The organism is Streptococcus sp. FSL W7-1342 (assembly GCF_037966635.1).
Classification (GTDB): Bacteria; Bacillota; Bacilli; order Lactobacillales; family Streptococcaceae; genus Streptococcus; species Streptococcus salivarius_D.
In genome coordinates this window covers 54136-77072 of record NZ_CP150200.1, presented here as the reverse complement: position 1 = coordinate 77072, position 22937 = coordinate 54136, and the positions used below count along the sequence as shown (strand labels likewise).

16 protein-coding genes, 13 tRNA genes and 3 rRNA genes are annotated in these 22937 nt (G+C 41.9%); 2 read left to right on the top strand and 30 right to left on the bottom strand.

Annotated features, from left to right (window positions below; genetic code table 11):
* Positions 1-42: 42 nt before the first annotated feature.
* From NSQ79_RS00470 to NSQ79_RS00325, 30 genes are all read right to left on the bottom strand, one after another.
* Positions 43-588 carry an NADPH-dependent FMN reductase gene (locus NSQ79_RS00470; RefSeq protein ID WP_045768742.1) on the bottom strand — a complete coding sequence of 182 codons (546 nt, stop codon included), beginning with the start codon at positions 586-588 and terminating at the stop codon, positions 43-45.
* Positions 589-675: 87 nt separating this feature from the next.
* Positions 676-1104: a MarR family transcriptional regulator gene (locus NSQ79_RS00465; protein ID WP_002886332.1), complete on the bottom strand. Its 429-nt coding sequence runs from the start codon at positions 1102-1104 to the stop codon at positions 676-678.
* A 132-nt stretch (positions 1105-1236) separates the two neighbouring features.
* Positions 1237-1467: a GlsB/YeaQ/YmgE family stress response membrane protein gene (locus NSQ79_RS00460; protein WP_002886331.1), complete on the bottom strand. Its 231-nt coding sequence runs from the start codon at positions 1465-1467 to the stop codon at positions 1237-1239.
* A gap of 19 nt (positions 1468-1486) precedes the next feature.
* Positions 1487-2728, bottom strand: a complete 1242-nt coding sequence (locus NSQ79_RS00455; protein ID WP_013989920.1) for an aminopeptidase — start codon at positions 2726-2728, stop codon at positions 1487-1489.
* Positions 2729-2891: 163 nt separating this feature from the next.
* Positions 2892-7286 carry a PolC-type DNA polymerase III gene (locus NSQ79_RS00450; RefSeq protein ID WP_049529005.1) on the bottom strand — a complete coding sequence of 1465 codons (4395 nt, stop codon included), beginning with the start codon at positions 7284-7286 and terminating at the stop codon, positions 2892-2894.
* A 51-nt stretch (positions 7287-7337) separates the two neighbouring features.
* Positions 7338-7421, bottom strand: a tRNA-Leu gene (locus tag NSQ79_RS00445).
* 9 nt (positions 7422-7430) lie between these two features.
* Positions 7431-7502, bottom strand: a tRNA-Gln gene (locus NSQ79_RS00440).
* Between the two features lie 8 nt (positions 7503-7510).
* A tRNA-His gene (locus NSQ79_RS00435) sits at positions 7511-7583 on the bottom strand.
* Between the two features lie 11 nt (positions 7584-7594).
* Positions 7595-7665: transfer RNA gene (locus NSQ79_RS00430), tRNA-Trp, on the bottom strand.
* A 5-nt stretch (positions 7666-7670) separates the two neighbouring features.
* Positions 7671-7751: transfer RNA gene (locus NSQ79_RS00425), tRNA-Tyr, on the bottom strand.
* 14 nt (positions 7752-7765) lie between these two features.
* A tRNA-Phe gene (locus tag NSQ79_RS00420) sits at positions 7766-7838 on the bottom strand.
* Positions 7839-7841: 3 nt separating this feature from the next.
* A tRNA-Met gene (locus tag NSQ79_RS00415) sits at positions 7842-7915 on the bottom strand.
* 9 nt (positions 7916-7924) lie between these two features.
* Positions 7925-8014: transfer RNA gene (locus NSQ79_RS00410), tRNA-Ser, on the bottom strand.
* Positions 8015-8022: 8 nt separating this feature from the next.
* Positions 8023-8094, bottom strand: a tRNA-Glu gene (locus NSQ79_RS00405).
* A gap of 6 nt (positions 8095-8100) precedes the next feature.
* A tRNA-Ile gene (locus tag NSQ79_RS00400) sits at positions 8101-8174 on the bottom strand.
* Positions 8175-8207: 33 nt separating this feature from the next.
* Positions 8208-8278, bottom strand: a tRNA-Gly gene (locus NSQ79_RS00395).
* Positions 8279-8282: 4 nt separating this feature from the next.
* Positions 8283-8355: transfer RNA gene (locus NSQ79_RS00390), tRNA-Val, on the bottom strand.
* A 5-nt stretch (positions 8356-8360) separates the two neighbouring features.
* Positions 8361-8476, bottom strand: a 5S ribosomal RNA gene (gene rrf, locus NSQ79_RS00385).
* Positions 8477-8559: 83 nt separating this feature from the next.
* Positions 8560-11459, bottom strand: a 23S ribosomal RNA gene (locus tag NSQ79_RS00380).
* Between the two features lie 146 nt (positions 11460-11605).
* Positions 11606-11678: transfer RNA gene (locus tag NSQ79_RS00375), tRNA-Ala, on the bottom strand.
* 54 nt (positions 11679-11732) lie between these two features.
* Positions 11733-13280, bottom strand: a 16S ribosomal RNA gene (locus NSQ79_RS00370).
* The 16S, 23S and 5S rRNA genes sit together here with 13 tRNA genes alongside, the layout of an rRNA operon.
* Positions 13281-13700: 420 nt before the next feature.
* Positions 13701-14099 (bottom strand): transcriptional regulator Spx, encoded by a 399-nt coding sequence (spx, locus tag NSQ79_RS00365; RefSeq protein WP_002886328.1) that lies wholly within the window; start codon positions 14097-14099, stop codon positions 13701-13703.
* 137 nt (positions 14100-14236) lie between these two features.
* Positions 14237-15223, bottom strand: coding sequence for an IS30 family transposase (locus NSQ79_RS00360; RefSeq protein WP_339313686.1), 987 nt, complete (start codon positions 15221-15223; stop codon positions 14237-14239).
* 130 nt (positions 15224-15353) lie between these two features.
* Positions 15354-16493 (bottom strand): recombinase RecA, encoded by a 1140-nt coding sequence (recA, locus tag NSQ79_RS00355; RefSeq protein ID WP_014633715.1) that lies wholly within the window; start codon positions 16491-16493, stop codon positions 15354-15356.
* 35 nt (positions 16494-16528) lie between these two features.
* Positions 16529-17800: a competence/damage-inducible protein A gene (locus tag NSQ79_RS00350; protein WP_049527564.1), complete on the bottom strand. Its 1272-nt coding sequence runs from the start codon at positions 17798-17800 to the stop codon at positions 16529-16531.
* A gap of 96 nt (positions 17801-17896) precedes the next feature.
* Complete coding sequence (locus NSQ79_RS00345) at positions 17897-18451, bottom strand: DNA-3-methyladenine glycosylase I (protein WP_014633717.1); 555 nt, start codon at positions 18449-18451, stop codon at positions 17897-17899.
* An 8-nt stretch (positions 18452-18459) separates the two neighbouring features.
* Positions 18460-19050: a Holliday junction branch migration protein RuvA gene (gene ruvA / locus NSQ79_RS00340; protein ID WP_002886323.1), complete on the bottom strand. Its 591-nt coding sequence runs from the start codon at positions 19048-19050 to the stop codon at positions 18460-18462.
* 157 nt (positions 19051-19207) lie between these two features.
* Positions 19208-19429, bottom strand: a complete 222-nt coding sequence (locus NSQ79_RS00335; protein WP_002886321.1) for a hypothetical protein — start codon at positions 19427-19429, stop codon at positions 19208-19210.
* A 130-nt stretch (positions 19430-19559) separates the two neighbouring features.
* Positions 19560-21497, bottom strand: coding sequence for a DNA mismatch repair endonuclease MutL (gene mutL, locus NSQ79_RS00330; RefSeq protein ID WP_021143432.1), 1938 nt, complete (start codon positions 21495-21497; stop codon positions 19560-19562).
* Positions 21498-21546: 49 nt separating this feature from the next.
* Entirely contained in the window at positions 21547-21852 is a 306-nt protein-coding gene (locus tag NSQ79_RS00325; protein ID WP_002886319.1) for a hypothetical protein, read from the bottom strand.
* Between the two features lie 178 nt (positions 21853-22030).
* On the opposite strand from NSQ79_RS00325, the gene NSQ79_RS00320 reads away from it, so the two are divergent.
* Both NSQ79_RS00320 and NSQ79_RS00315 read left to right on the top strand, forming a co-directional pair.
* The gene (locus tag NSQ79_RS00320) at positions 22031-22468 is read left to right on the top strand and encodes a LytTR family DNA-binding domain-containing protein (protein ID WP_045772361.1); all 438 of its coding nucleotides are present in this window, start codon (positions 22031-22033) and stop codon (positions 22466-22468) included.
* A complete protein-coding gene (locus NSQ79_RS00315; RefSeq protein ID WP_049527571.1) occupies positions 22465-22920 on the top strand; it encodes a DUF3021 domain-containing protein in 456 nt (151 codons plus the stop codon). Before NSQ79_RS00320 ends, NSQ79_RS00315 begins: the two co-directional genes overlap by 4 nt.
* Positions 22921-22937 lie beyond the last annotated feature (17 nt).

Below are 22937 nucleotides of genomic sequence, written 5' to 3'. Positions count from 1 at the left end.
ATAAAAATACCCGAAGCTAGAAACCTCGGGTATTCATTATTCTTATTTAATCGCTTCAATCAAAGCTTCCGCTTGATTCTGAAGGCTTTCAAGAACTTCTTCAGTTGCTAGGAATTTCCCATCTGCCCAGGCTGTATCATTTACACGTGTCGCTGTAAAATCACCAACCACTTGGGTACGGATAAATGGTAACAAGTCTTTGTAGGCATCAAAAAGTTGATTGTGACCACCATTAGCAACTGATGACACGGTTACAATCTTATCTTGAAGAGCTGATGGCCCTGAAGGATCTGATAGGTCAAGGGCACGGCTCAACCAGTCAAGCAAATTTTTCACTGGCCCAGGAATTGAGAAATTATAAACCGGTGAAAAAATCCAAATTGCGTCTGCTGCCAAGATCTGTTCTCGAACTTCTGCCAAAACTGGAAGAACTGGACTTTCTAAATCCTGATTAAAAACAGGTACTTGACTATAGTCAAGATAAGAAACATTAGCTTTACCAGCTAGCATTTTCTCAGCTTCTTCTGCTAATTGGTGGTTAAATGATCCCTTGCGAAGAGATCCAACGATAAATAGAATGTTTTTCATGATACGTTTCCTTTGTATTTCTAATAATTAATATTTACTACTACATAGTAATATATATAATTCCATTAGAAATATAAAGAAATATGCTCAGACATTCTTAAATTTTTTCAGGAGCTCTACCAACTGTGCCTGCTCTTCAGGTGTCAGAACGGAAAAAGTCTCCTCAATAGCTCGCTGATGTGGCGGGATTGCTGCTTGAATAATACGACGGCCCTCATCCGTCAAATCAACCTCGAAAGCACGCTTATCTGTTTGGCAGGCTTCTCGCGTCAACCAACCTTTTTTCTCCATATTTTTAATGACAACAGTCATATTCCCGGAGGTGGCAAGCATGCGGTCAATTAATTCGCCAATCTTCATACGTCCTTTGGCATTAAGCACGTCCATGACACCAAATTGAGTTGGTGTCAAATTAAATTCTTTAAAGGTCTCAGAAACCTTGGCATCGATGGTACGAAAAGCCTTACGCATAACTACCATACTTTTTACAGCCATGTTTTTATCTAAGTCACTCATTTCTAGTCCTTTCCAAATAGATGCTGTTTTTATTACTCTACCACAGTTTTTCTAAAAGTGGTATATGAAAATGAAAAAATAAGAAAAAAGAGTCCTTAGATATCTAACCAATACCTCAGAACTCTTTCATTTCTAACTATTACGATTCCAAAAAAGGGCTAATAAGATAACAGCACCTAGTACTGAAGGAACGATAGCAGTATCTGCTAGCATCGGTCCCCAATTTCCAAAAAGAAGCTGACCAACAAAAGCACCTAGCCATCCAACAAAGGTCTTACCAATACAGCCCATATGTTCACCCCTATTTGATATAGCAGAGGCAATAAGGCCAATTAGAAAACCAACTATCATACTTCCAATCATGATAAATTCTCCATCATACTTAGATTACCCAATCCCCATTTCGGAAGATCGGTACACGACTACCATCTTGGCGGATACCATCAATATCCATTTGATTTGAACCAATCATAAAGTCTACGTGTACATCAGAACGATTAAGTCCAGCTTCCTTAAGCTCCTCTTCTGTCATGTCTGCCCCTCCCTTAACACTAGTAGCATAGGCTGCTCCAATAGCTAGGTGGTTGGATGCATTCTCATCAAAAAGAGTGTTAAAGAAAGTGATGCCTGACTGTGAAATCGGACTTGGATCTGGAACCAAAGCACATTCACCTAGAGCACGCGCTCCATTATTGTTGAAGACGAGATTCTTCATCACTTCATCACCTTGATCCGCTGTGATATCTACAATTTCACCATCTTTGAAGGTTACCTTGATTCCCTCAATAATATTACCATTGTAGCTTAGAGGCTTTGTGCTTGAGACATAACCATCTGCACGATGAAAATCTGGTGCCGTAAAGACCTCTTCTGTTGGCATATTAGGAAGGAAACCTTCACCTTGCGCATTAATGGCACCTGCAGACTCCCAAACATGGTTTTTAGGCAATCCTAGAGTCAAATCTGTTCCAGGTGCTTGGTAGTGTAAGGCTGAGAATTGTGCCTCATTGAGTAGGCGTGCTTTAGCATCCAAACGGTCAGCATGTTCCTTCCAGGCACGTACAGGATCCTCTTCATAAACACGACAGGTCTTGAAAATTTGATCCCAAAGTAAATCTACAGCTTCCTCATCACTCGAAGCATCAGGAAAGACCTTCTTAGCCCATTCCTTACCAGCTGCAGCAGCTACAGTCCAACTAACCTTATTAGACTGAGTTGCCACCTGCATAGGTTTAAAGGCCACTCCAGTAGCTTTAGCATGAGCAGATAAACGTTCCGGAGCTACACCATTAAGGGCACCTGGATCTGATGAACGAACGCCTAAGCGACTTGCCTTCTTGGCCAACAAATATTCCATCTCAGCTTTTTTATAAGCAGGAACCTCTTCGATGCGGTCCATATCAGCATGCAAGAAGCGCTCGCGATTAATAATATCATCTGACCATTGAACGATTACCTCAGCTGCTCCTAGAGCATAGGCTTCTTTAACTAAGAGATGAGCTAGCTCTGCTTGTTCTACATCAATGCTCAAGGCCACTGTGTGACCAGGTTGTACATTAATCCCATTAGCAACCAGTAATCTAGCATATTTCTCAAGATTTTCTTTAAAATTTGGTAAAACCATAATTAACTCCTTGAAACTATAATTTTCTATCAGTATACCATAAGACGAAGAAAAAGGTTTCCTCTCAGCTTTGGCTTTTTAGCATCTCATGCAGCCCCCTAAACAAAAAGAGAACAGAGACTGACTCCATTCTCTCAAAGTTGATGACGATTCTCTTTAGCTATTAAAAGAAATCATCAAAAAGACTTAATTGATTATCTTCTGGCATATTTCCTAGGATTCCCATTTCATCCAATTTTTCAACCAAGGTAGATGATAGACCTCCTCGTTTACGCAATTCTGTCTTGGAAAGGAATTCACCTTCCTCACGCGCAGCAACCACTTGCTTAGCAACGTTCTCACCCAAACCTTCAAGTGCAATAAACGGTGGAATCAAAGTATCTCCTTCAATCAGAAATTCAGTTGCCTGACTCTTATAAAGATCCAACTGACCAAAGGTAAAGCCACGTTCTAACATTTCATTGACAATTTCAAGCGTCGTAAATAAGTCATTTTCAACATTAGTCGCTTCATTTCGTTGGCGTTTCTCCTTAATATCTTCCATTCGAGCTTTAACAGCATCAAGACCCGCAGACATCGTCTTAAGCTCAAATGCTTTAGCTCGAATTGAGAAATAGGCACAATAGTAATAAATAGGATGGTGCACTTTGAAATAAGCTACACGTAGGGCCATCATAACGTAGGCTGCCGCATGGGCTTTAGGGAACATGTACTTGATTTTACCACAAGATTCAATATACCAGTCTGGAACATTATTTTCACGCATAGCTTGAATATAGCCATTACGCTCTTCTTCGGAAATCTTCAACCACATCCCCTTACGCACACGTTCCATGATTGTGAAGGCCATCTTAGGATCTAATCCCGCATGCATTAAGTATACCATGATATCATCACGACAACCGATAACTGTTTTCAGAGTGGCGATACCTTCCTTAATCAAATCTTGTGCATTACCTAACCAAACGTCTGTTCCGTGGGACAAACCAGATAACTGTAAGAGTTCCGCAAAGGTCGTCGGATGCGTCTCGTCGACCATACCACGAACAAAGTTAGTCCCAAACTCAGGGATTCCCAACATTCCCGTTGGTGTCCCAATCTGTTCAGGTGTTACTCCTAAAATATCAGTCCCTGAAAAAAGTTTCATTACATCTGGATCATCTGCTCGAATATCTTTTGGATCAATTCCTGATAAATCCTGCAACTTACGAATCATAGTCGGATCATCATGTCCCAGAATATCAAGCTTCAACACGTTCTCATCAATATCGTGGAAGTTAAAGTGAGTCGTCTGCCAGGCAGCCGTTACATCATCAGCCGGATATTGAACAGGTGTGAAATCATAGACATCCATATAATTTGGAATAACAACAATACCACCCGGGTGCTGACCAGTGTTTCGCTTAACACCCGCAGCCCCCATGGCTAAACGATCGACCTCGGCATCACGGTAAAACTTATTGTAATCACGTTCGTAACCTTTAACAAAACCATAAGCAGTCCGATCTGCAACAGTTCCTACTGTTCCGGCACGAAAAGCATATTGTTCTCCAAAAATATCACGAACGTCCAAGTGGGCTGATGGCTGATCATCTCCGGAAAAGTTCAAATCGATATCAGGTACCTTATCCCCATCAAAACCTAGGAAGGTCTCGAAAGGAATATCCTGACCATCTTTTTTATACTCCGTTCCACATTCTGAACATTCCTTATCAGGCAAATCGAAGCCAGATCCATAGGAACCATCTGTAATAAACTCTGAGTGTTGACAATTAGGACATAGATAATGAGGTGGCATCGGATTGACCTCAGTAATTCCAATCATCGTCGCAACAAAACTAGATCCGACAGATCCACGCGAACCAACTAGGTAGCCACGTTCATTTGAACGGTTAACTAGCATCTGCGAAGCCAGGTAGATTACGGCAAAACCATTACCAAGAATTGAAGACAACTCTTTCTCAATTCGCAGGTCAATAATATCAGGTAAAGGATTACCATAGAGCTCAAACGCTCTAGCATATGTCATCTCCGCAACCTGTTCTTCCGCTCGATCAATGAAAGGTGTGTACAAGTCTTTTTTGACAACCTCAACCTCTTCAATTTGATCTGCCATAGCCTGCGTATTAGTTACAACAATTTCATAGGCTAAGTCTTTTCCTAAAAAGGCAAAGTCGTCTAGCATCTCGTTAGTTGTCCTAAAATGAGCTTCAGGTAAAGGAGCAGGTTTCGCATTTTCTCCCTTACCAATTGGCCTATTAATCATGGCTCCTTGTCCCAAAGCGCGAACAATGATTTCACGATAAATGGCATCCTCAGGGTTGATATAGTGTACATTTCCTGTAGCCAGCACAGACTTGTCCAGACGATTAGCGACTTCAATCAAATCTCTAATCAGTTGTTCTATAGCCGCCTCATCCTTGATTAAATCCTTTGCAATCAAGGGAGCATAAATTGCCGGTGGCATAACTTCAATAAAGTCATAATATTTGGCAACTTCAACCGCCTTGTCAATACCGTGAGACAGAAGCGTATCAAAAACCTCACCATCAGCACAAGCAGAACCTACAATAATTCCCTCACGATACTCATCTAAGACCGTACGAGGAATACGTGCTACTCCCTCAAAGTATGAGACATTTGATAGACTTACCAACTTAAAGATATTCTTCAAGCCAGTTTGATTCTGAACATATAGAGTTGCATGTTTGACACGAGATTTTTTATACGAATCTTCAGAAACCAACTCCGTGTTCAACTGTTCCAGATTAGTCAAACCGTGCTTATCAAACACATCTTTTATGAAGATAAACAACAAACGACCCGTAGCTTCCGCATCATAATTGGCCATATGGTGATGATCCAAAGCCACACCAAACCGCTTCGTCAAAGGACCCAAACCATGACGCTTATACTCAGGATAAAGATTTCGTGCAAATTCTAAAGTATCAATAACCGGTTGTGAAATTGTTGGTAACTGATGTCTTTCGTAATTGGCATTCATAAAACCAACGTCAAAGGTCGCATTATGGGCCACTAGAACAGTTCCTTGACAGAATTCTTGAAACTCCTGTAAAACTTGCACTAAAGGTTTAGCACCCTTAACATGATTATCAGTAATACCGGTCAACTCAGTAGTAAATGCAGAAAGAGGATGTCCTGGATCTATGAATTCATCAAATTGCTCAATAATATTACCTTTATGCATTTTTGATGCCGCAATCTGAATCAAATCATTATGAACAGCAGACAAGCCCGTTGTCTCAACGTCAAATACAACATAAGTTGCTTCTTTTAATTCCAAATCCTCAGAATTATAAACAATAGGAACTTTATCCTCAACAAGATTGGCTTCAAGACCAAAAATAGCCTTAATCCCAGCTTTCTTAGCCCTATGGTAGCCATGAGGAAAGCTCTGAACATTAGCATGATCTGTTATAGCAACTGCTGGGTGTCCCCAAGAGGCAGCAGTATCAATAAGATCTTCAACAGTTGGCATTGCATCCATAGTAGACATGTTGGTATGCGCATGAAATTCTACACGCTTTTGTCCCTCAGGCATCAAATCCTTACGAGGAGTATGTGAAATTTCTTTAATATCTTGCACATTCATAGTCAGACTATGAGTGAAAGGATTATTCTCGATACGGCCACGAACCCTTACCCAGTTCCCCTTTTTTATCATATCGAACTTAGCAAGCTCATCACTATCTTTGACCCATCGTTGCATAGCAAAACTAGAGGTATAATCAGTTACCTTGAAATTAATAATAATTCGACCCGTCTTAGTTTCACGTTGCTCTACATCAAAAATATATCCTTCAAAAACAACACGATTCTCTTCAGAATTAATATCAACCATTGGCGTTATTTCAGCCTTATCAAAACTAGCTTGACGTTGACTTTGTTTCTCAGCAAAATTTTGTGATGGTTCGGTCACAGGTTTCGGTGCTGGGGCACTTTCAAGAATAGATTGAAGCGCTTGTCTTGCTTGAGACTCAGCTTGTTCTTGTAAAGAAACCTTATTTGTTTGGTAAGCCTCTTCTAAAGAAGATGAAGCTTCCTTATCTTCGACAACAGAAATGGATACATCAGATAAACCAACTTGAGAAAGAGATTTAGATATCAAAGAAATAAATCTATCTTGTAAATTTTCCTTTATAATATGCTCTGGAGCCTTAACAAAAATACTATTATTCGAAATCTCAACCTTTAGATTTGAGAATAAAGAATAAGTAGAAAAGTGTGACACTTTTAAACTATCTAAAGCATATGAAAAGTAATCTCCAAGTAAAGAATCATCGCAAGCAGTAGAAACTAAACGAATCTCAAAAGAAGCTTTAGCACCTAAAGAATTAAAAGAAGAGTGAAGTAAACTATCAAAAAGAGCAAAAGACTCATAAGACAGAACACTAGGAAAAGAAAAAACAAAGAACCATTGGCGTTTTGATTTAAATAGCTTTACTGTTTCAATAGAACCATCTTTAATTTCTTTAAAAGCATCGTGATCCTCAGGAAAACGAATTTGTTTTAAGAGAAGCTGAAATTTATCAGACATAAAAAATAAACTCCTATAGACAAAAAAACACTCCTTAAGGAGTGTAACTTATACCGGCGGCCGGGGTCGAACCGGCACGTCCTTGCGGACACTGGATTTTGAGTCCAGCGCGTCTGCCAATTCCGCCACGCCGGCAAAGTATAACTGGGGTAGCTGGATTCGAACCAACGCATGAGGGAGTCAAAGTCCCTTGCCTTACCGCTTGGCTATACCCCAAAAATATAGGCGAATGAGGGGAATCGAACCCCCGAATGTCAGAGCCACAATCTGATGTGTTAACCACTTCACCACATTCGCCACTTTACTAACACGGGCAGTAGGAATTGAACCCACACTGAAGGTTTTGGAGACCTTAGTTCTACCTTTAAACTATGCCCGTAACTATGGAAGGGGAGGGATTCGAACCCCCGAACCCGAAGGAGCGGATTTACAGTCCGCCGCGTTTAGCCTCTTCGCTACCCTTCCAAAATATAAACAAATGGCGCGAGACGGAATCGAACCGCCGACACATGGAGCTTCAATCCATTGCTCTACCAACTGAGCTACCGAGCCATATTGCGGGAGCAGGATTTGAACCTACGACCTTCGGGTTATGAGCCCGACGAGCTACCTAGCTGCTCCATCCCGCGTTAATTATAAGGAGGATGTGGGATTCGAACCCACGCACGCTTTTACACGCCTGACGGTTTTCAAGACCGTTCCCTTCAGCCGGACTTGGGTAATCCTCCATAAAATATAGTCCGTACGGGATTCGAACCCGTGTTACCGCCGTGAAAAGGCGGTGTCTTAACCCCTTGACCAACGGACCATATAATGGGCACGAGTGGAATCGAACCACCGACCTCACGCTTATCAGGCGTGCGCTCTAACCATCTGAGCTACGCGCCCAAGCTAAATGCTTGGTTATTTGTTTCCAAATAAAGCGGGTGACGAGAATCGAACTCGCGACAACAGCTTGGAAGGCTGTAGTTTTACCACTAAACTACACCCGCTTAATGGGAGTTAACGGGATCGAACCGCTGACCCTCTGCTTGTAAGGCAGATGCTCTCCCAGCTGAGCTAAACTCCCTTTGCGCTAAGCGACTACCGTATCTAACAGGGGGCAACCCCCAACTACATCAGGCGTACTAGGGCTTAACTTCTGTGTTCGGCATGGGAACAGGTGTATCTCCTAGGCTATCGTCACTTAACTCTGAGTATTCTCAACTCAAAATTGAATATCTATACTGTATCAAGAAACCAAATCGTTGTCAATATGTCTCAGTTACTTTCTTTGGATAAGTCCTCGAGCTATTAGTATTAGTCCGCTACATGTGTCACCACACTTCCACTTCTAACCTATCAACCTGATCATCTCTCAGGGCTCTTACTGATATAAAATCATGGGAAATCTCATCTTGAGGTGGGCTTCACACTTAGATGCTTTCAGCGTTTATCCCTTCCCTACATAGCTACCCAGCGATGCTCTTGGCAGAACAACTGGTACACCAGCGGTAAGTCCACTCTGGTCCTCTCGTACTAGGAGCAGATCCTCTCAAATTTCCTACGCCCGCGACGGATAGGGACCGAACTGTCTCACGACGTTCTGAACCCAGCTCGCGTGCCGCTTTAATGGGCGAACAGCCCAACCCTTGGGACCGACTACAGCCCCAGGATGCGACGAGCCGACATCGAGGTGCCAAACCTCCCCGTCGATGTGAACTCTTGGGGGAGATAAGCCTGTTATCCCCAGGGTAGCTTTTATCCGTTGAGCGATGGCCCTTCCATGCGGAACCACCGGATCACTAAGCCCGACTTTCGTCCCTGCTCGAGTTGTAACTCTCGCAGTCAAGCTCCCTTATACCTTTACACTCTGCGAATGATTTCCAACCATTCTGAGGGAACCTTTGGGCGCCTCCGTTACCTTTTAGGAGGCGACCGCCCCAGTCAAACTGCCCGTCAGACACTGTCTCCGATAGGGATAACCTATCTGGGTTAGAGTAGCCATAACACAAGGGTAGTATCCCAACAACGCCTCACTCGAAACTGGCGTCCCGAGGTCATAGGCTCCTACCTATCCTGTACATGTGGTACAGATACTCAATATCAAACTGCAGTAAAGCTCCATGGGGTCTTTCCGTCCTGTCGCGGGTAACCTGCATCTTCACAGGTACTAAAATTTCACCGAGTCTCTCGTTGAGACAGTGCCCAAATCATTACGCCTTTCGTGCGGGTCGGAACTTACCCGACAAGGAATTTCGCTACCTTAGGACCGTTATAGTTACGGCCGCCGTTTACTGGGGCTTCAATTCATACCTTCGCTATTGCTAAGCACTCCTCTTAACCTTCCAGCACCGGGCAGGCGTCACCCCCTATACATCATCTTACGATTTAGCAGAGAGCTGTGTTTTTGATAAACAGTTGCTTGGGCCTATTCACTGCGGCTGACCATAAGTCAGCGCCCCTTCTCCCGAAGTTACGGGGCCATTTTGCCGAGTTCCTTAACGAGAGTTCTCTCGCTCACCTGAGGCTACTCGCCTCGACTACCTGTGTCGGTTTGCGGTACGGGTAGAGTATAATTAACGCTAGAAGCTTTTCTCGGCAGTGTGACATCACTAACTTCGCTACTAAACTTCGCTCCCCATCACAGCTCAATGTTATAGATATAAGCATTTGACTCATATCACACCTCACTGCTTGGCCAGACACTTCCAATCGTCTGGTTTAGTTAGCCTACTGCGTCCCTCCATCACTATATACTCTAGTACAGGAATATCAACCTGTTGTCCATCGGATACACCTTTCGGTCTCTCCTTAGGTCCCGACTAACCCAGGGCGGACGAGCCTTCCCCTGGAAACCTTAGTCTTACGGTGGACAGGATTCTCACCTGTCTTTCGCTACTCATACCGGCATTCTCACTTCTATGCGCTCCAGCACTCCTCACGGTACACCTTCTTCGCACATAGAACGCTCTCCTACCATACCTATAAAGGTATCCACAGCTTCGGTAATATGTTTTAGCCCCGGTACATTTTCGGCGCAGGGTCACTCGACTAGTGAGCTATTACGCACTCTTTGAATGAATAGCTGCTTCTAAGCTAACATCCTAGTTGTCTGTGCAACCCCACATCCTTTTCCACTTAACATATATTTTGGGACCTTAGCTGGTGGTCTGGGCTGTTTCCCTTTCGACTACGGATCTTAGCACTCGCAGTCTGACTGCCGATTATATCTCGTTGGCATTCGGAGTTTATCTGAGATTGGTAATCCGGGATGGACCCCTCACCCAAACAGTGCTCTACCTCCAAGAGACTTAACATCGACGCTAGCCCTAAAGCTATTTCGGAGAGAACCAGCTATCTCCAAGTTCGTTTGGAATTTCTCCGCTACCCACAAGTCATCCAAGCACTTTTCAACGTGCCCTGGTTCGGTCCTCCAGTGAGTTTTACCTCACCTTCAACCTGCTCATGGGTAGGTCACATGGTTTCGGGTCTACGACATGATACTAATACGCCCTATTAAGACTCGGTTTCCCTACGGCTCCGTCTCTTCAACTTAACCTCGCATCATATCGTAACTCGCCGGTTCATTCTACAAAAGGCACGCTCTCACCCATTAACGGGCTCGAACTTGTTGTAGGCACACGGTTTCAGGTTCTATTTCACTCCCCTCCCGGGGTGCTTTTCACCTTTCCCTCACGGTACTGGTTCACTATCGGTCACTAGAGAGTATTTAGGGTTGGGAGATGGTCCTCCCAGATTCCGACGAGATTTCTCGTGTCTCGCCGTACTCAGGATACTGCTAGGTATAAAGACTATTTCGAATACGAGGCTATTACTCTCTTTGGCCTACCTTCCCAGGTAGTTCTTCTATAATCTTTAAGTCCACGTTGCAGTCCTACAACCCCGAAGAGTAAACTCTTCGGTTTGCCCTCTTGCCGTTTCGCTCGCCGCTACTAAGGCAATCGCTTTTGCTTTCTCTTCCTGCAGCTACTTAGATGTTTCAGTTCACTGCGTCTTCCTCTACATTACCTTAACAGTAATGAGTGACAGGCATTACCTGCCGGGTTCCCCCATTCGGACATCTCTGGATCATTGCTCACTTACAGCTCCCCAAAGCATTTCGTCGTTAGTCACGTCCTTCATCGGCTTCTAGTGCCAAGGCATCCACCGTGCGCCCTTATTAACTTAACCTTATTTTGGTCTTTCGACCTAACTCATTAAATATTCACAGCGTTTCGGTTTATTTTCTTGTTACTATCTATATGTAATTAATTACATATGGAATTTGATATAGATATTCAATTTTCAATGGACAATACTTGAATCTTGCGATTCAATGGAGCCTAGCGGGATCGAACCGCTGACCTCCTGCGTGCAAAGCAGGCGCTCTCCCAGCTGAGCTAAGGCCCCACAAGACCTCTCAAAACTAAATAAGAAACTCAAGTACATTCCGTTTTTCCTTAGAAAGGAGGTGATCCAGCCGCACCTTCCGATACGGCTACCTTGTTACGACTTCACCCCAATCATCTATCCCACCTTAGGCGGCTGGCTCCAAAAGGTTACCTCACCGACTTCGGGTGTTACAAACTCTCGTGGTGTGACGGGCGGTGTGTACAAGGCCCGGGAACGTATTCACCGCGGCGTGCTGATCCGCGATTACTAGCGATTCCGACTTCATGTAGGCGAGTTGCAGCCTACAATCCGAACTGAGATTGGCTTTAAGAGATTAGCTTGCCGTCACCGACTCGCAACTCGTTGTACCAACCATTGTAGCACGTGTGTAGCCCAGGTCATAAGGGGCATGATGATTTGACGTCATCCCCACCTTCCTCCGGTTTATTACCGGCAGTCTCGCTAGAGTGCCCAACTGAATGATGGCAACTAACAATAGGGGTTGCGCTCGTTGCGGGACTTAACCCAACATCTCACGACACGAGCTGACGACAACCATGCACCACCTGTCACCGATGTACCGAAGTAACTTTCTATCTCTAGAAATAGCATCGGGATGTCAAGACCTGGTAAGGTTCTTCGCGTTGCTTCGAATTAAACCACATGCTCCACCGCTTGTGCGGGCCCCCGTCAATTCCTTTGAGTTTCAACCTTGCGGTCGTACTCCCCAGGCGGAGTGCTTAATGCGTTAGCTGCGGCACTGAATCCCGGAAAGGATCCAACACCTAGCACTCATCGTTTACGGCGTGGACTACCAGGGTATCTAATCCTGTTCGCTCCCCACGCTTTCGAGCCTCAGCGTCAGTTACAGACCAGAGAGCCGCTTTCGCCACCGGTGTTCCTCCATATATCTACGCATTTCACCGCTACACATGGAATTCCACTCTCCCCTTCTGCACTCAAGTTTGACAGTTTCCAAAGCGAACTATGGTTGAGCCACAGCCTTTAACTTCAGACTTATCAAACCGCCTGCGCTCGCTTTACGCCCAATAAATCCGGACAACGCTCGGGACCTACGTATTACCGCGGCTGCTGGCACGTAGTTAGCCGTCCCTTTCTGGTAAGCTACCGTCACAGTGTGAACTTTCCACTCTCACACTCGTTCTTGACTTACAACAGAGCTTTACGATCCGAAAACCTTCTTCACTCACGCGGCGTTGCTCGGTCAGGGTTGCCCCCATTGCCGAAGATTCCCTACTGCTGCCTCCCGTAGGAGTCTGGGCCGTGTCTCAGTCCCAGTGTGGCCGATCACCCTCTCAGGTCGGCTATGTATCGTCGCCTAGGTGAGCCGTTACCTCACCTACTAGCTAATACAACGCAGGTCCATCTTGTAGTGGAGCATTTGCCCCTTTCAAATAAATGACATGGGTCATCCATTGTTATGCGGTATTAGCTATCGTTTCCAATAGTTATCCCCCGCTACAAGGCAGGTTACCTACGCGTTACTCACCCGTTCGCAACTCATCCAAGAAGAGCAAGCTCCTCTCTTCAGCGTTCTACTTGCATGTATTAGGCACGCCGCCAGCGTTCGTCCTGAGCCAGGATCAAACTCTCATTAAAAAATTTAATAATTGTTCGAGCGTTAACTCATTACCGTCGTCTGACGATTTATTCTTGTAAATTGACAGGTTATAATTTCTTCTATAACCCTGCACTTGGTTTCTTATTCAGTTCTCAAAGGTCTTTGTCTCTCTTAAGACAACTTCTATATTCTAGCAAATCTAGAATGCCTTGTCAACACTTTTTTTGAAGTTTTTTTCACTTCTCGTGTCCGCTGTCTCTCGCGAAACAGCTTATTTATAATATCATCTCTGACCTGTCTTGTCAATAACTTTTTTAAAGTTTTTCAAACTTTTTGTTACTGGACAATTTCCTTAAGACTTTATTAGTCTATCAAGTTTGCGAACTAATGTCAATACTTATTTTCTATGCCAGAGTAAACGTAAAAAGAAGATCGCAAGTATCTCCTTTTTTACTTTTTTATAGAGCTGCGCGCATGCGTGCTTGTGAATTTTCGACATTTCGTATTGAACGTGGTAAGAAAGCACGGATATCATCTTCCTTATAACCCACTTGCAATCTCTTATCATCAATTAAGATTGGACTCTTCAAGATTCTTGGGTTTTCTTGAATCAAATCAATCACTTCACTGACACTGAGCTCGTCGATATCACAATTTAGAGCTTTAGCATAGCGATTTTTTGATGAAACAATACTCTCAACACCATTCTCTGTTTTTGATAGGATGTTTAAGATTTCTTCTTTTGTAAGTGGTTCTTTACCAAGGTTTTGTTCTTTATAAGGAAGTTGATGGTTGTTCAACCATGTTTTTGCTTTTTTACAACTTGTACAACTTGAGATTGTATAAATCTTAATCATGTTAATTCTCTCTTTCTGTCACATGATACTATTATCTTATCACTGTCCTTGATTTAAGAAATCGGTCTAGCGACCTATTTTGAATCTTGGTGACTTTTTTCAATTACCATAGACCGTTTTTTATTTAGCTTGAATTGTCAAATTAAGTGCATACTTTCCCCATAGAATACTTCATAAGGTGTTTTCCAGTTAAGACATTTTCGTGGCCTATTATTAAGTTTGTTCTCCCATAGCTGAATAGTCTGATCATCAACCAATGTTAGATCACTACCCTTTGGAAAATATTCTCTAAGTAATCCATTCGTGTTCTCATTGGTTCCTCGTTGCCATGGAGCATGAGGGTCAGGAAAATAGACTTCAATGTTCAATTGATCACTCAATTTCTGATGATACGTGAATTCTTTCCCTCTATCAGGAGTTACTGTATACTTCGTCAAGGGTTCTAACAGTTTTACCATAGCTTCTATTACCAACTTGCTTTTCTTAACAGCTACCTTTTTGATTTTTAGAAAACGAGAATAACGGTCTGTTAGAGTCACTAAACAAGCTTTTCCAGTTTTACCTGCAACAGTATCGGCTTCCCAATCTCCTATTCTAGTTCGATTATTAGCTTCTTCTGGTCTTTCGTGAATTGTATGAGAAATGGATATTTTCCCTCTATTTTCAACATGACCTTTAGTATGACGTGTTTTCCCACGATGACGAAGTTTACGAATGACACCACGAGCACCATGAGATAGTGAGTTATCATCAAAATGACCTCTGTAAATGGCTCTATAGATTGTTTGATAACTAATAACAGTTTTTCCATACTCTATTCGCAACCGACCTTCTATTTCTTCAGGAGACCATTGGTAATTGAGAAATAGATGTTTGACGGTATTGCTTAAATTGTGATCTATTTCAAGCATACGTTTTCGTCCACAGTGTGATTTAGCCCTATGGTAAGATTCCTGTGCATGACTTGGAGAATAGCTTCCTTCTTTTAGATGCCGCTTCCACTCACGACTAATACTAGATGGATGACGATGAAGTAACTTAGCAATTTGAGAAAAATTTAGGCCTTGCGTACGGTAAATGAGAATACTTTCACGCTCGTCTATGGTAAAATGATGGTAGCTCATAAGATTTCCTTTCGTAACTAGTTCGTTCAATTCTATTTTACTAGAAAATCTTATGAGTTTTTATTGTGCACTTATATTGTATATTCAAGAGATTAAAACAGAAAAAAAGAGCTCGTCGGCTCTTTTACACTTATTCTTCAATTTCAATGGTTGAATCTAGGTCTAAAACAAGTTCATCAGATGTTTCTTCAACTTGTGCTTCTTCAACAATATCCTCTTCATCTGGTTCAATCAAACCATAGTGTACACGTACTTTATGATCAATTTCTTCAAAAATTTCTGGATGATCTGCCAAATATTTTTTAGCATTTTCAGATCCTTGACCAATCTTCTCTCCATTGTATGAGAACCACGCTCCAGCTTTTTGAATAATGCCTAAGTCACTAGCGATTTTTACAAGCTCACCTGTTTGTGAAATCCCTTCACCATACATAATTTCAACAAAGGCTTCTTTAAATGGTGGAGCAACCTTGTTTTTAACAACCTTAATTTTAGTTTCCTTACCAACATTTTGGTCTTTTTTATCACCAGTCCCTTTGATTTGCGTATTTCCACGTACATCAAGACGTACTGATGCATAGAATTTTAGAGCACGTCCACCAGGGGTTGTTTCTGGATTACCAAACATAATACCAACTTTTTCACGCAATTGGTTAATGAAGATAGCAATTGTTTTTGTTTTGTTGATAGAAGCAGAAAGCTTACGCATGGCTTGACTCATCATACGCGCTTGAAGTCCGACATGGCTGTCACCAATATCTCCATCAATTTCTGCACGAGGTACCAAAGCTGCAACTGAGTCAACAACAACCAAATCAACTGCACCAGAGTCAATCAGCTTACCGGCAATTTCGAGACCTTGTTCACCTGAATCAGGTTGTGACAAAAGAAGCTCATCAATATTAACACCTAGGGCTGCCGCATAAGCAGGGTCAAGGGCATGCTCTGCATCGATAAAGGCAGCAATTCCGCCTTCTTTTTGTGTTTGAGCAACAGCATGGAGGGCTACAGTTGTCTTACCTGATGATTCTGGTCCGTAAATTTCAATAATACGACCTTTAGGATAACCACCTGCACCAAGAGCAATATCCAAAGCTAGCGAGCCTGAACTCATAACTTGAACTTTCTGCTCTGCACGCTCACCAAGACGCATCACTGCACCTTTACCAAAATCTTTTTCAATATTCTTCAAAGCATCATCAAGTGCTTTACGACGCTCATCTCCAAATTTCTTTGTAATTTCTTCTGTTTTCTTTGTTTTCTTAGCCACTTATTTTCCTCTTCTTTCTATAGTTAAAGACAAACTTAAATCAAGTTGTCTTCTTGTAATAAAGCTTGGCGAACTAGGTTAAAGGCATAGAGGGTACTAATATATCTAACATCAGAACGACTTCTTCCACCTATAACAACCTTGATTGACCTTACTTGATTCCTATCAGCAATACCAATAAATACCGTACCTGCTGGGTGTCCTTCTAATGAATCTGGTCCAGCTACACCGGTAAGTGCAATTCCATAATCGCTATCTGTTTTAGCTCGAGCACCTTCAGCCATTTTTTCTGCAGTAAAATGACTGACAACACCATGTTCTTCTAGTTGCGACAAGGGAATATCCAACATTTTAGCTTTTTCTTCAATGCTATAAGTAACAAATCCACCTTTAAATACTTGTGAGGCCCCTGAAAAATCAGCAATACTAGCCTGAAATAAACCTGCTGTTAGGCTTTCAGCTGCAGTGATAGTCTTGCCATGGTGCTTAAGCAAGCGAAAAGCTTCAAAGGCTAAACTATTAGACTCTCCATATCCATAAATGAAATCAGATAAGGATTTTCCATCTAGAGTTTTAGTCGAACGAATTTGTTTCTCTAAAACATCTAGTTTTTGATCTGCTTCTTCTTGCGAAGAAGCCTTTGTTGACAAGCGAAGTGTTACTTCCCCCACTTTAGCGTATGGAGCTATGGTTGGATCCGTTTGGTTAACAATAAACTCCTTCAGAATAGTCACTAATTGACTTTCTCCAACGCCAAAGAATCTTAGGACTCTCGAATAAAGACTTGAGTGATTCTCTGTAAGAGCTGGAATAAGTTCTTGATTCACCATAGGTTTGAGTTCACTTGGTGGACCAGGTAAGACTACATAGGTCACCCCTTGAGCAGTAATGATGCCTCCAACTGCAAGACCTGTCGGGTTTTGCAAGGGAATAGCCCCCTCAACAATTTGTGCTTGACGTTCATTATTAGGCGTTCGTGTGTGTTTAGGACGAGTAGCAAAGAAACTATCCAGTTTTTTACTAGCTTCCTCATCAAAAACGAGTTCTTTTCCTAAGAACTTAGCCAGTGTTTGCTTGGTTAGGTCGTCCTCAGTAGGGCCAAGTCCACCACAAAGTATGACTAAATCACTACGCTGACTGGCTTGATCAAGAACTGAAAGTAGGCGGTTTTCATTATCTCCTACTGCTGTGTGAAAATACACGTCAATTCCTAGTTCAGCTAGTTTCTCAGATAAAAATTGGGCATTGGTATTGGTGATTTGCCCGGTTAGGATTTCAGTTCCTACTGCAATCAATTCAGCTTTCATTGGTTCACCTGTATTACTATTCGTAAAATAATCTCAAAAACATGTTCGTTTATAAACTAACATGTTTTTCTCGTCTTGTCAATCAAATCTACTCATTTATTTGAAGTCACAGTTGTTTTCATGATCATTCACAAATCCTGCGGCTTGTAAAAATGAATATATAGTAGTCGGTCCTAAAAATTTGAACCCTCTCTTTTTTAGATTTTTGGCAATCTGTTGGGATAAGTCAGTTGATGATGGGACGTCCTTATATGTGGGAACATTATTTATCAAGGGCTTTCCGTCAAAGAAATGCCAAAAATAATGGGACAAGGAGCCAAATTCATCTTGGATTTTTAGTACTTGTTTGGCATTATTTACGGTTGCTTCTAGCTTAAGTTTGTGCCTAATGATGTCTGGATTTTGAAGCGCATCTTCAAGTTCACTTAGACTAAGCCGGGCAACACGCTCAATATCATAATCATGAAAAACACGATTAAAGGCCTGTCTTTTATTTAAAACGGTTAACCAAGAAAGCCCTGACTGATAACTTTCTAAGCAAAGCAGCTCAAAAAGTTTTTGGTCGTCACCAATAGGCTTTCCCCACTCCTTGTCATGATAATCACAATATAATTTATTGTTTGTTGGAACCCAACGACAACGATTGACCATTGCTTACCTCATTTCATCAACATTTTAAGAGCCGATTTAATGTATTGCTCTGCCGTTTCATTAGTTCCTTCGAAGAAGGCCTTGATTTTCTTAAGTTCTGTGGCTTTATAACCAAGAGCAATCAAGGCTTCCATAGCCTCATCCAATTGATGATTCCCTTCAGGTTGACTTGGTGTCGTCTTGGTCGTTTCTGTTGGTAACTCTGCAAATTTCCCTGCCAAATCCAGAACCATTTGTTGAGCTGTCTTTTTACCAATCTTTGGAAACTTCATCAAGTACTTGATGTCACTATTATCAACAGCAGCAACCAAGCCTTGATTATCATCTACAGCAACAATGGCTAGGGCAGTCGTCGGACCTATTCCAGAAACTGAAATAAGCTTAAGGAAGACCTCTTTTTCATCTTCAGTATGGAAACCAAAAAGAAGGTGGGCATCGTCTCTAATAACCTGATGAAGATAGACTTGGATAGTCTGATTCATTTGGTCAGAAAAACTGTATGGATTCGCTACAGTGACAATATAACCTAAGCCGTTTGCTTCTATAACAATATACTTGGCGGTAATTTTCACTAGAGTTCCCTTGATGTAATCATACATGGCGTGTGATTTCCTTTCTCGTTCGTTTCTTCAATGGTTTGCTTTATCATTTTATACTTGTAAGATAATTGTCTTGAGTGTTTATTTTGTCATCTCAAGCACTGCTGTACTATTGTAACAAAAAATCCACTCGAAAGTGGATTCTGTTTGCTCTATTTTAAGGATGACTACTCGTCTTTAAAGTATCTGTAATCATCTTTAGACCTAATAGAATATATGTTACAACGCCTAAAGTAAAGGCAATGCTAGAAACATTTACGAGAGTATTCTCCAAACTTGGTTGACCTAACCAGGCCAAAATATAGAAAATCAAGCTAGTCGCTAAAAATGTTAAGCCAACAAGTAAAAAGTGTTTATTAGTTTTTGTTAGGTGTCTCATCACTATACCTCCTAACTTAAAAATCAGGCAATCATCCTACAATAATCCGCTAAAACATTAGAAGATTCCTCATCTTCACCACTATTATAAATCTAACATTCCTATTCGTAAAGCAAGACCAAAAAAAGTTTTAATACTTCCCTAGGTCACGTAGACTCGTATGATTTTCTTGGATACGACGGAACATTTTTTCCATATCAGACTTGGTAAAGTTGACAAGTACTGGACGTCCGTGAGGGCAATTGTAGGGATTTTTACACTGTGCAAGCTGTACTAGGAGGTCACGCGCAGAGTAATCATCAAGAGCATGATTGGCCTTGATTGAACGTTTACAACTCATCATGATGGCCAACTCAGCACGGTAGGTCTTAACAGACACTTCATTCGTCAAAAGAAGCATGTCACACATTTCATAGACCGCTGATTCAATCTCTTCTTCCTTCATCCAGATAGGATGTTCACGAAGAATGAAAGTGTTGTTCCCATAAGGCTCTAAATAGATACCAACCTGGTTAAGAAGGGACATTTTTTCTTGTAAACTAATGTAGTCTGAACCTGAAAATTCAAAGAGATAGGGAACCAAAAGCTGCTGTAAACTGCTGTCAACCTCACCAATCTTTTCGCGATAGTACTCATACTTGACACGTTCTTGGGCAGCATGCTGGTCAATGATGTAAAGTCCGCCTTGTCCTTGCGCAAAGAGATAGGTTCCATGCATTTGACCAAAAAACTCTAATTCAGGGAAGGTTGATGTTTCCTCATTATCCAGAGTTTCAAGCATGCGCTTCATTTTCGACTTGTTTTTATAATCAAGTTTTTCGTGTTCGCTATCACCTTCATCTACTGAACGTTGTGCCTGTTTAACAGAAGGTTGCGGTTTATTTTCTACCGATGAAACTGGTGACTCTGATACAAGAGGTTTGATATCTTCTTGGACTGTCTCTGGTTTGACAAAGAAATCATTACGACTGCTATCGTAGTAAAGATTGGTTTGTTTGAGTGGAAGACTGGTTTGAACTGGCTTAGCTGCACCTCTGGTACTAGACTTGGCTAGATTTTCAAGGGCATCAGGAATCAAATCCTGCTCTCTAAGGCTTTGAGCAATGGCTGAGCTGATAAGGGCCATGAGCTCTTTTTCTTTAGAGATACGTACTTCCTGCTTTGTTGGGTGAACATTGACATCGGCCAAGTAAGGATCAATCTGAATATCAATAACTGCAATAGGGAAGCGTCCTACCATGAGTTTAGAGCCATATCCATCAAAAATAGCACGGTTAAGCAGGAAGTTTTTAATATAACGTCCGTTAATGAGAATCGTGATGTAGTTACGATTTGCACGGGTCAACTCAGGGAGACTAACATATCCAGAAACTTCAAAATCAAGGTCAGAATTTGAAATCTCCACCATTTTTTTAGCCGTTGTCAAACCATAAATACCAGCAATAGCTTGACGGAGGTCTCCAGTACCTGATGTCTGTGTCAACTGACGACCATCATTAAGCAAGGTAAAGGCAACCTCGGGATGAGCTAGACTTAGACGATTGACAACATCGACAATATGAGCCAACTCAGCCTGTAAACTCTTCATATACTTGAGACGAGCTGGGGTATTATAAAATAGGTTTTCAACGGTAATCTTTGTTCCAACTGGTGTTGAAATAGGGTCCTGACTCTCAATTTCTCCACCTTTAGCAACCAGTTTAGTCCCATAGGCTTCTCCATCCGCTGCTGTCACAATAGTTAGGTGGCTGATAGAAGCTATTGATGGTAGGGCCTCACCTCGAAAACCAAGGGTTCGAATACGAAAGAGATCTCCTTGATTTTTGATTTTACTTGTTGCATGACGGCGCAAACTCATGGCCACATCAGCTTGAGCCATTCCTTCACCATTGTCTGTGATTTGAATTTTTGAGAGGCCTGATTCTTCAACTTCAATGGTAATCTGGGTGCTACCTGCATCAATAGCATTTTCCACTAACTCTTTGACAACACTAGCTGGACGCTCTACGACCTCACCAGCAGCAATCTGGTTGGCTAACACCTCAGGCAATTCGATGATTTTTGGCATAATTATTATTTTCCCTTCTAAAAGGTTGAGAGAACAATGTTTCTAACTGTTACTGATGCTTCCTATAAAGCCATAACTCACACACAACTGTTAGCCAAGATAAGGCTGTGGCTATAACAATCATATCCCCATGACGAAGGTTGAACCAAATGAGCCCAGAAAAAATCAAGAGGTAGATGACTTGGAAAATCCATTGGTAGGTTTTGGGTGAACTTGTCGAATCCATAAACTGCTTAACAAAGAAATAAAGCAAAAGCAAGTTCAGTGTTAGTGCCTTTTCAAAAGGTGTAAAAAAGCTCAAAATCAGACTGCAGGCAAGAAAAATTCCTGCTAGCCATTTCATTATAGATTTCATGTGATTACCTCGTCAGTACGTTTTCATTAAGTATAGGGGTTTTCGAAAATATTTTCAACCACTTAGACACCATACAGGACCACATAGACAAACGCTATTGCTGTGGACTAGTAAATAGTGTTTAATAAAGGTGTGAAAGGGAGGAGGCCTCCTCAATTACCAATAAGAAAGGATAGTTATGAAAATAAAAGTTCAGATTGACTCAGTATTTCAAGAAGAAATGTTGCAGATTCAGGCACCTAGTCGGACGCCCAAGATTCAACAAGTTGTCGAGTTTGTCGAATCTTTGGATGATAACCAACGACTCAGAGGAAAAAAAGATGGCGAAACTTATCTCATCAAGTCTAATGCTATTTCCAGAATTTACATCGAAAATCGCCAAGTTCTAGCTGAAACTATTCAAGGAGAGTACCACTTAGGCTTACGTCTCTATCAAGTTTTAGAAAAACTGCCATCTTACTTTATCAAAATCTCACAATCAGAGATTGTCAACCTTAAAGAAATTGAACGCTTCAACATTACCCCTAATGGCCTCGTTGAAATTCACCTAAAAAACAAGGAAACCACCTACTCATCACGCCGTTACCTCAAAGCAATAAAGGAGAAATTACAATGAAAAAGCAACTTTTTAAATCAGGCAAAAAAGGCATCCTTATCGGACTTGTCGTATCCATGATTATGTCTCTTATCTGGGCACCAAGCTACATGCCTCTTAATCCTCATTCAGCTATTGGACAATGGATGACGTCACATCAGGTTCACGGATCCATGGTATTGGCCTACTGCCTCATCACTTGGTTTGCTATCGGTATCCTCTTTGAAGTCGCTAGTTATATTTTCCGTAAGGCTGAATGGAGTTTGCTTCGTGCAACCCTCACTCACTACGCCTTGACCTGTCTAGGTTTCATTCCACTAGCTACCCTCAGCGGATGGTTCCCTCTACGTTTAACTTTCTACTTGGAGCTAGTCATTGAATTCAGCCTTATCTATCTCCTCGTTTGGGTCTTCTCTTATTGGAAAATGAAAAAGGATATTGAACAACTCAACCAAGAATTGAAACACCTATAAAAGACAAGAAGCCTGTC

Excerpts from the sequence above, each read along its gene's own strand:
- NSQ79_RS00315 (WP_049527571.1), top strand. The coding sequence starts at position 22,465 with ATGAAAAAGCAACTTTTTAAATCAGGCAAAAAAGGCATCCTTATCGGA.
- NSQ79_RS00360 (WP_339313686.1), bottom strand. The coding sequence starts at position 15,223 with ATGAGCTACCATCATTTTACCATAGACGAGCGTGAAAGTATTCTCATT.
- spx (WP_002886328.1), bottom strand. The coding sequence starts at position 14,099 with ATGATTAAGATTTATACAATCTCAAGTTGTACAAGTTGTAAAAAAGCA.
- NSQ79_RS00455 (WP_013989920.1), bottom strand. The coding sequence starts at position 2,728 with ATGGTTTTACCAAATTTTAAAGAAAATCTTGAGAAATATGCTAGATTA.
- NSQ79_RS00325 (WP_002886319.1), bottom strand. The coding sequence starts at position 21,852 with ATGAAATCTATAATGAAATGGCTAGCAGGAATTTTTCTTGCCTGCAGT.
- ruvA (WP_002886323.1), bottom strand. The coding sequence starts at position 19,050 with ATGTATGATTACATCAAGGGAACTCTAGTGAAAATTACCGCCAAGTAT.
- NSQ79_RS00460 (WP_002886331.1), bottom strand. The coding sequence starts at position 1,467 with ATGATTGGAAGTATGATAGTTGGTTTTCTAATTGGCCTTATTGCCTCT.
- NSQ79_RS00345 (WP_014633717.1), bottom strand. The coding sequence starts at position 18,451 with ATGGTCAATCGTTGTCGTTGGGTTCCAACAAACAATAAATTATATTGT.
- NSQ79_RS00465 (WP_002886332.1), bottom strand. The coding sequence starts at position 1,104 with ATGAGTGACTTAGATAAAAACATGGCTGTAAAAAGTATGGTAGTTATG.
- NSQ79_RS00320 (WP_045772361.1), top strand. The coding sequence starts at position 22,031 with ATGAAAATAAAAGTTCAGATTGACTCAGTATTTCAAGAAGAAATGTTG.
- NSQ79_RS00350 (WP_049527564.1), bottom strand. The coding sequence starts at position 17,800 with ATGAAAGCTGAATTGATTGCAGTAGGAACTGAAATCCTAACCGGGCAA.
- NSQ79_RS00335 (WP_002886321.1), bottom strand. The coding sequence starts at position 19,429 with ATGAGACACCTAACAAAAACTAATAAACACTTTTTACTTGTTGGCTTA.
- NSQ79_RS00470 (WP_045768742.1), bottom strand. The coding sequence starts at position 588 with ATGAAAAACATTCTATTTATCGTTGGATCTCTTCGCAAGGGATCATTT.
- mutL (WP_021143432.1), bottom strand. The coding sequence starts at position 21,497 with ATGCCAAAAATCATCGAATTGCCTGAGGTGTTAGCCAACCAGATTGCT.
- NSQ79_RS00450 (WP_049529005.1), bottom strand. The coding sequence starts at position 7,286 with ATGTCTGATAAATTTCAGCTTCTCTTAAAACAAATTCGTTTTCCTGAG.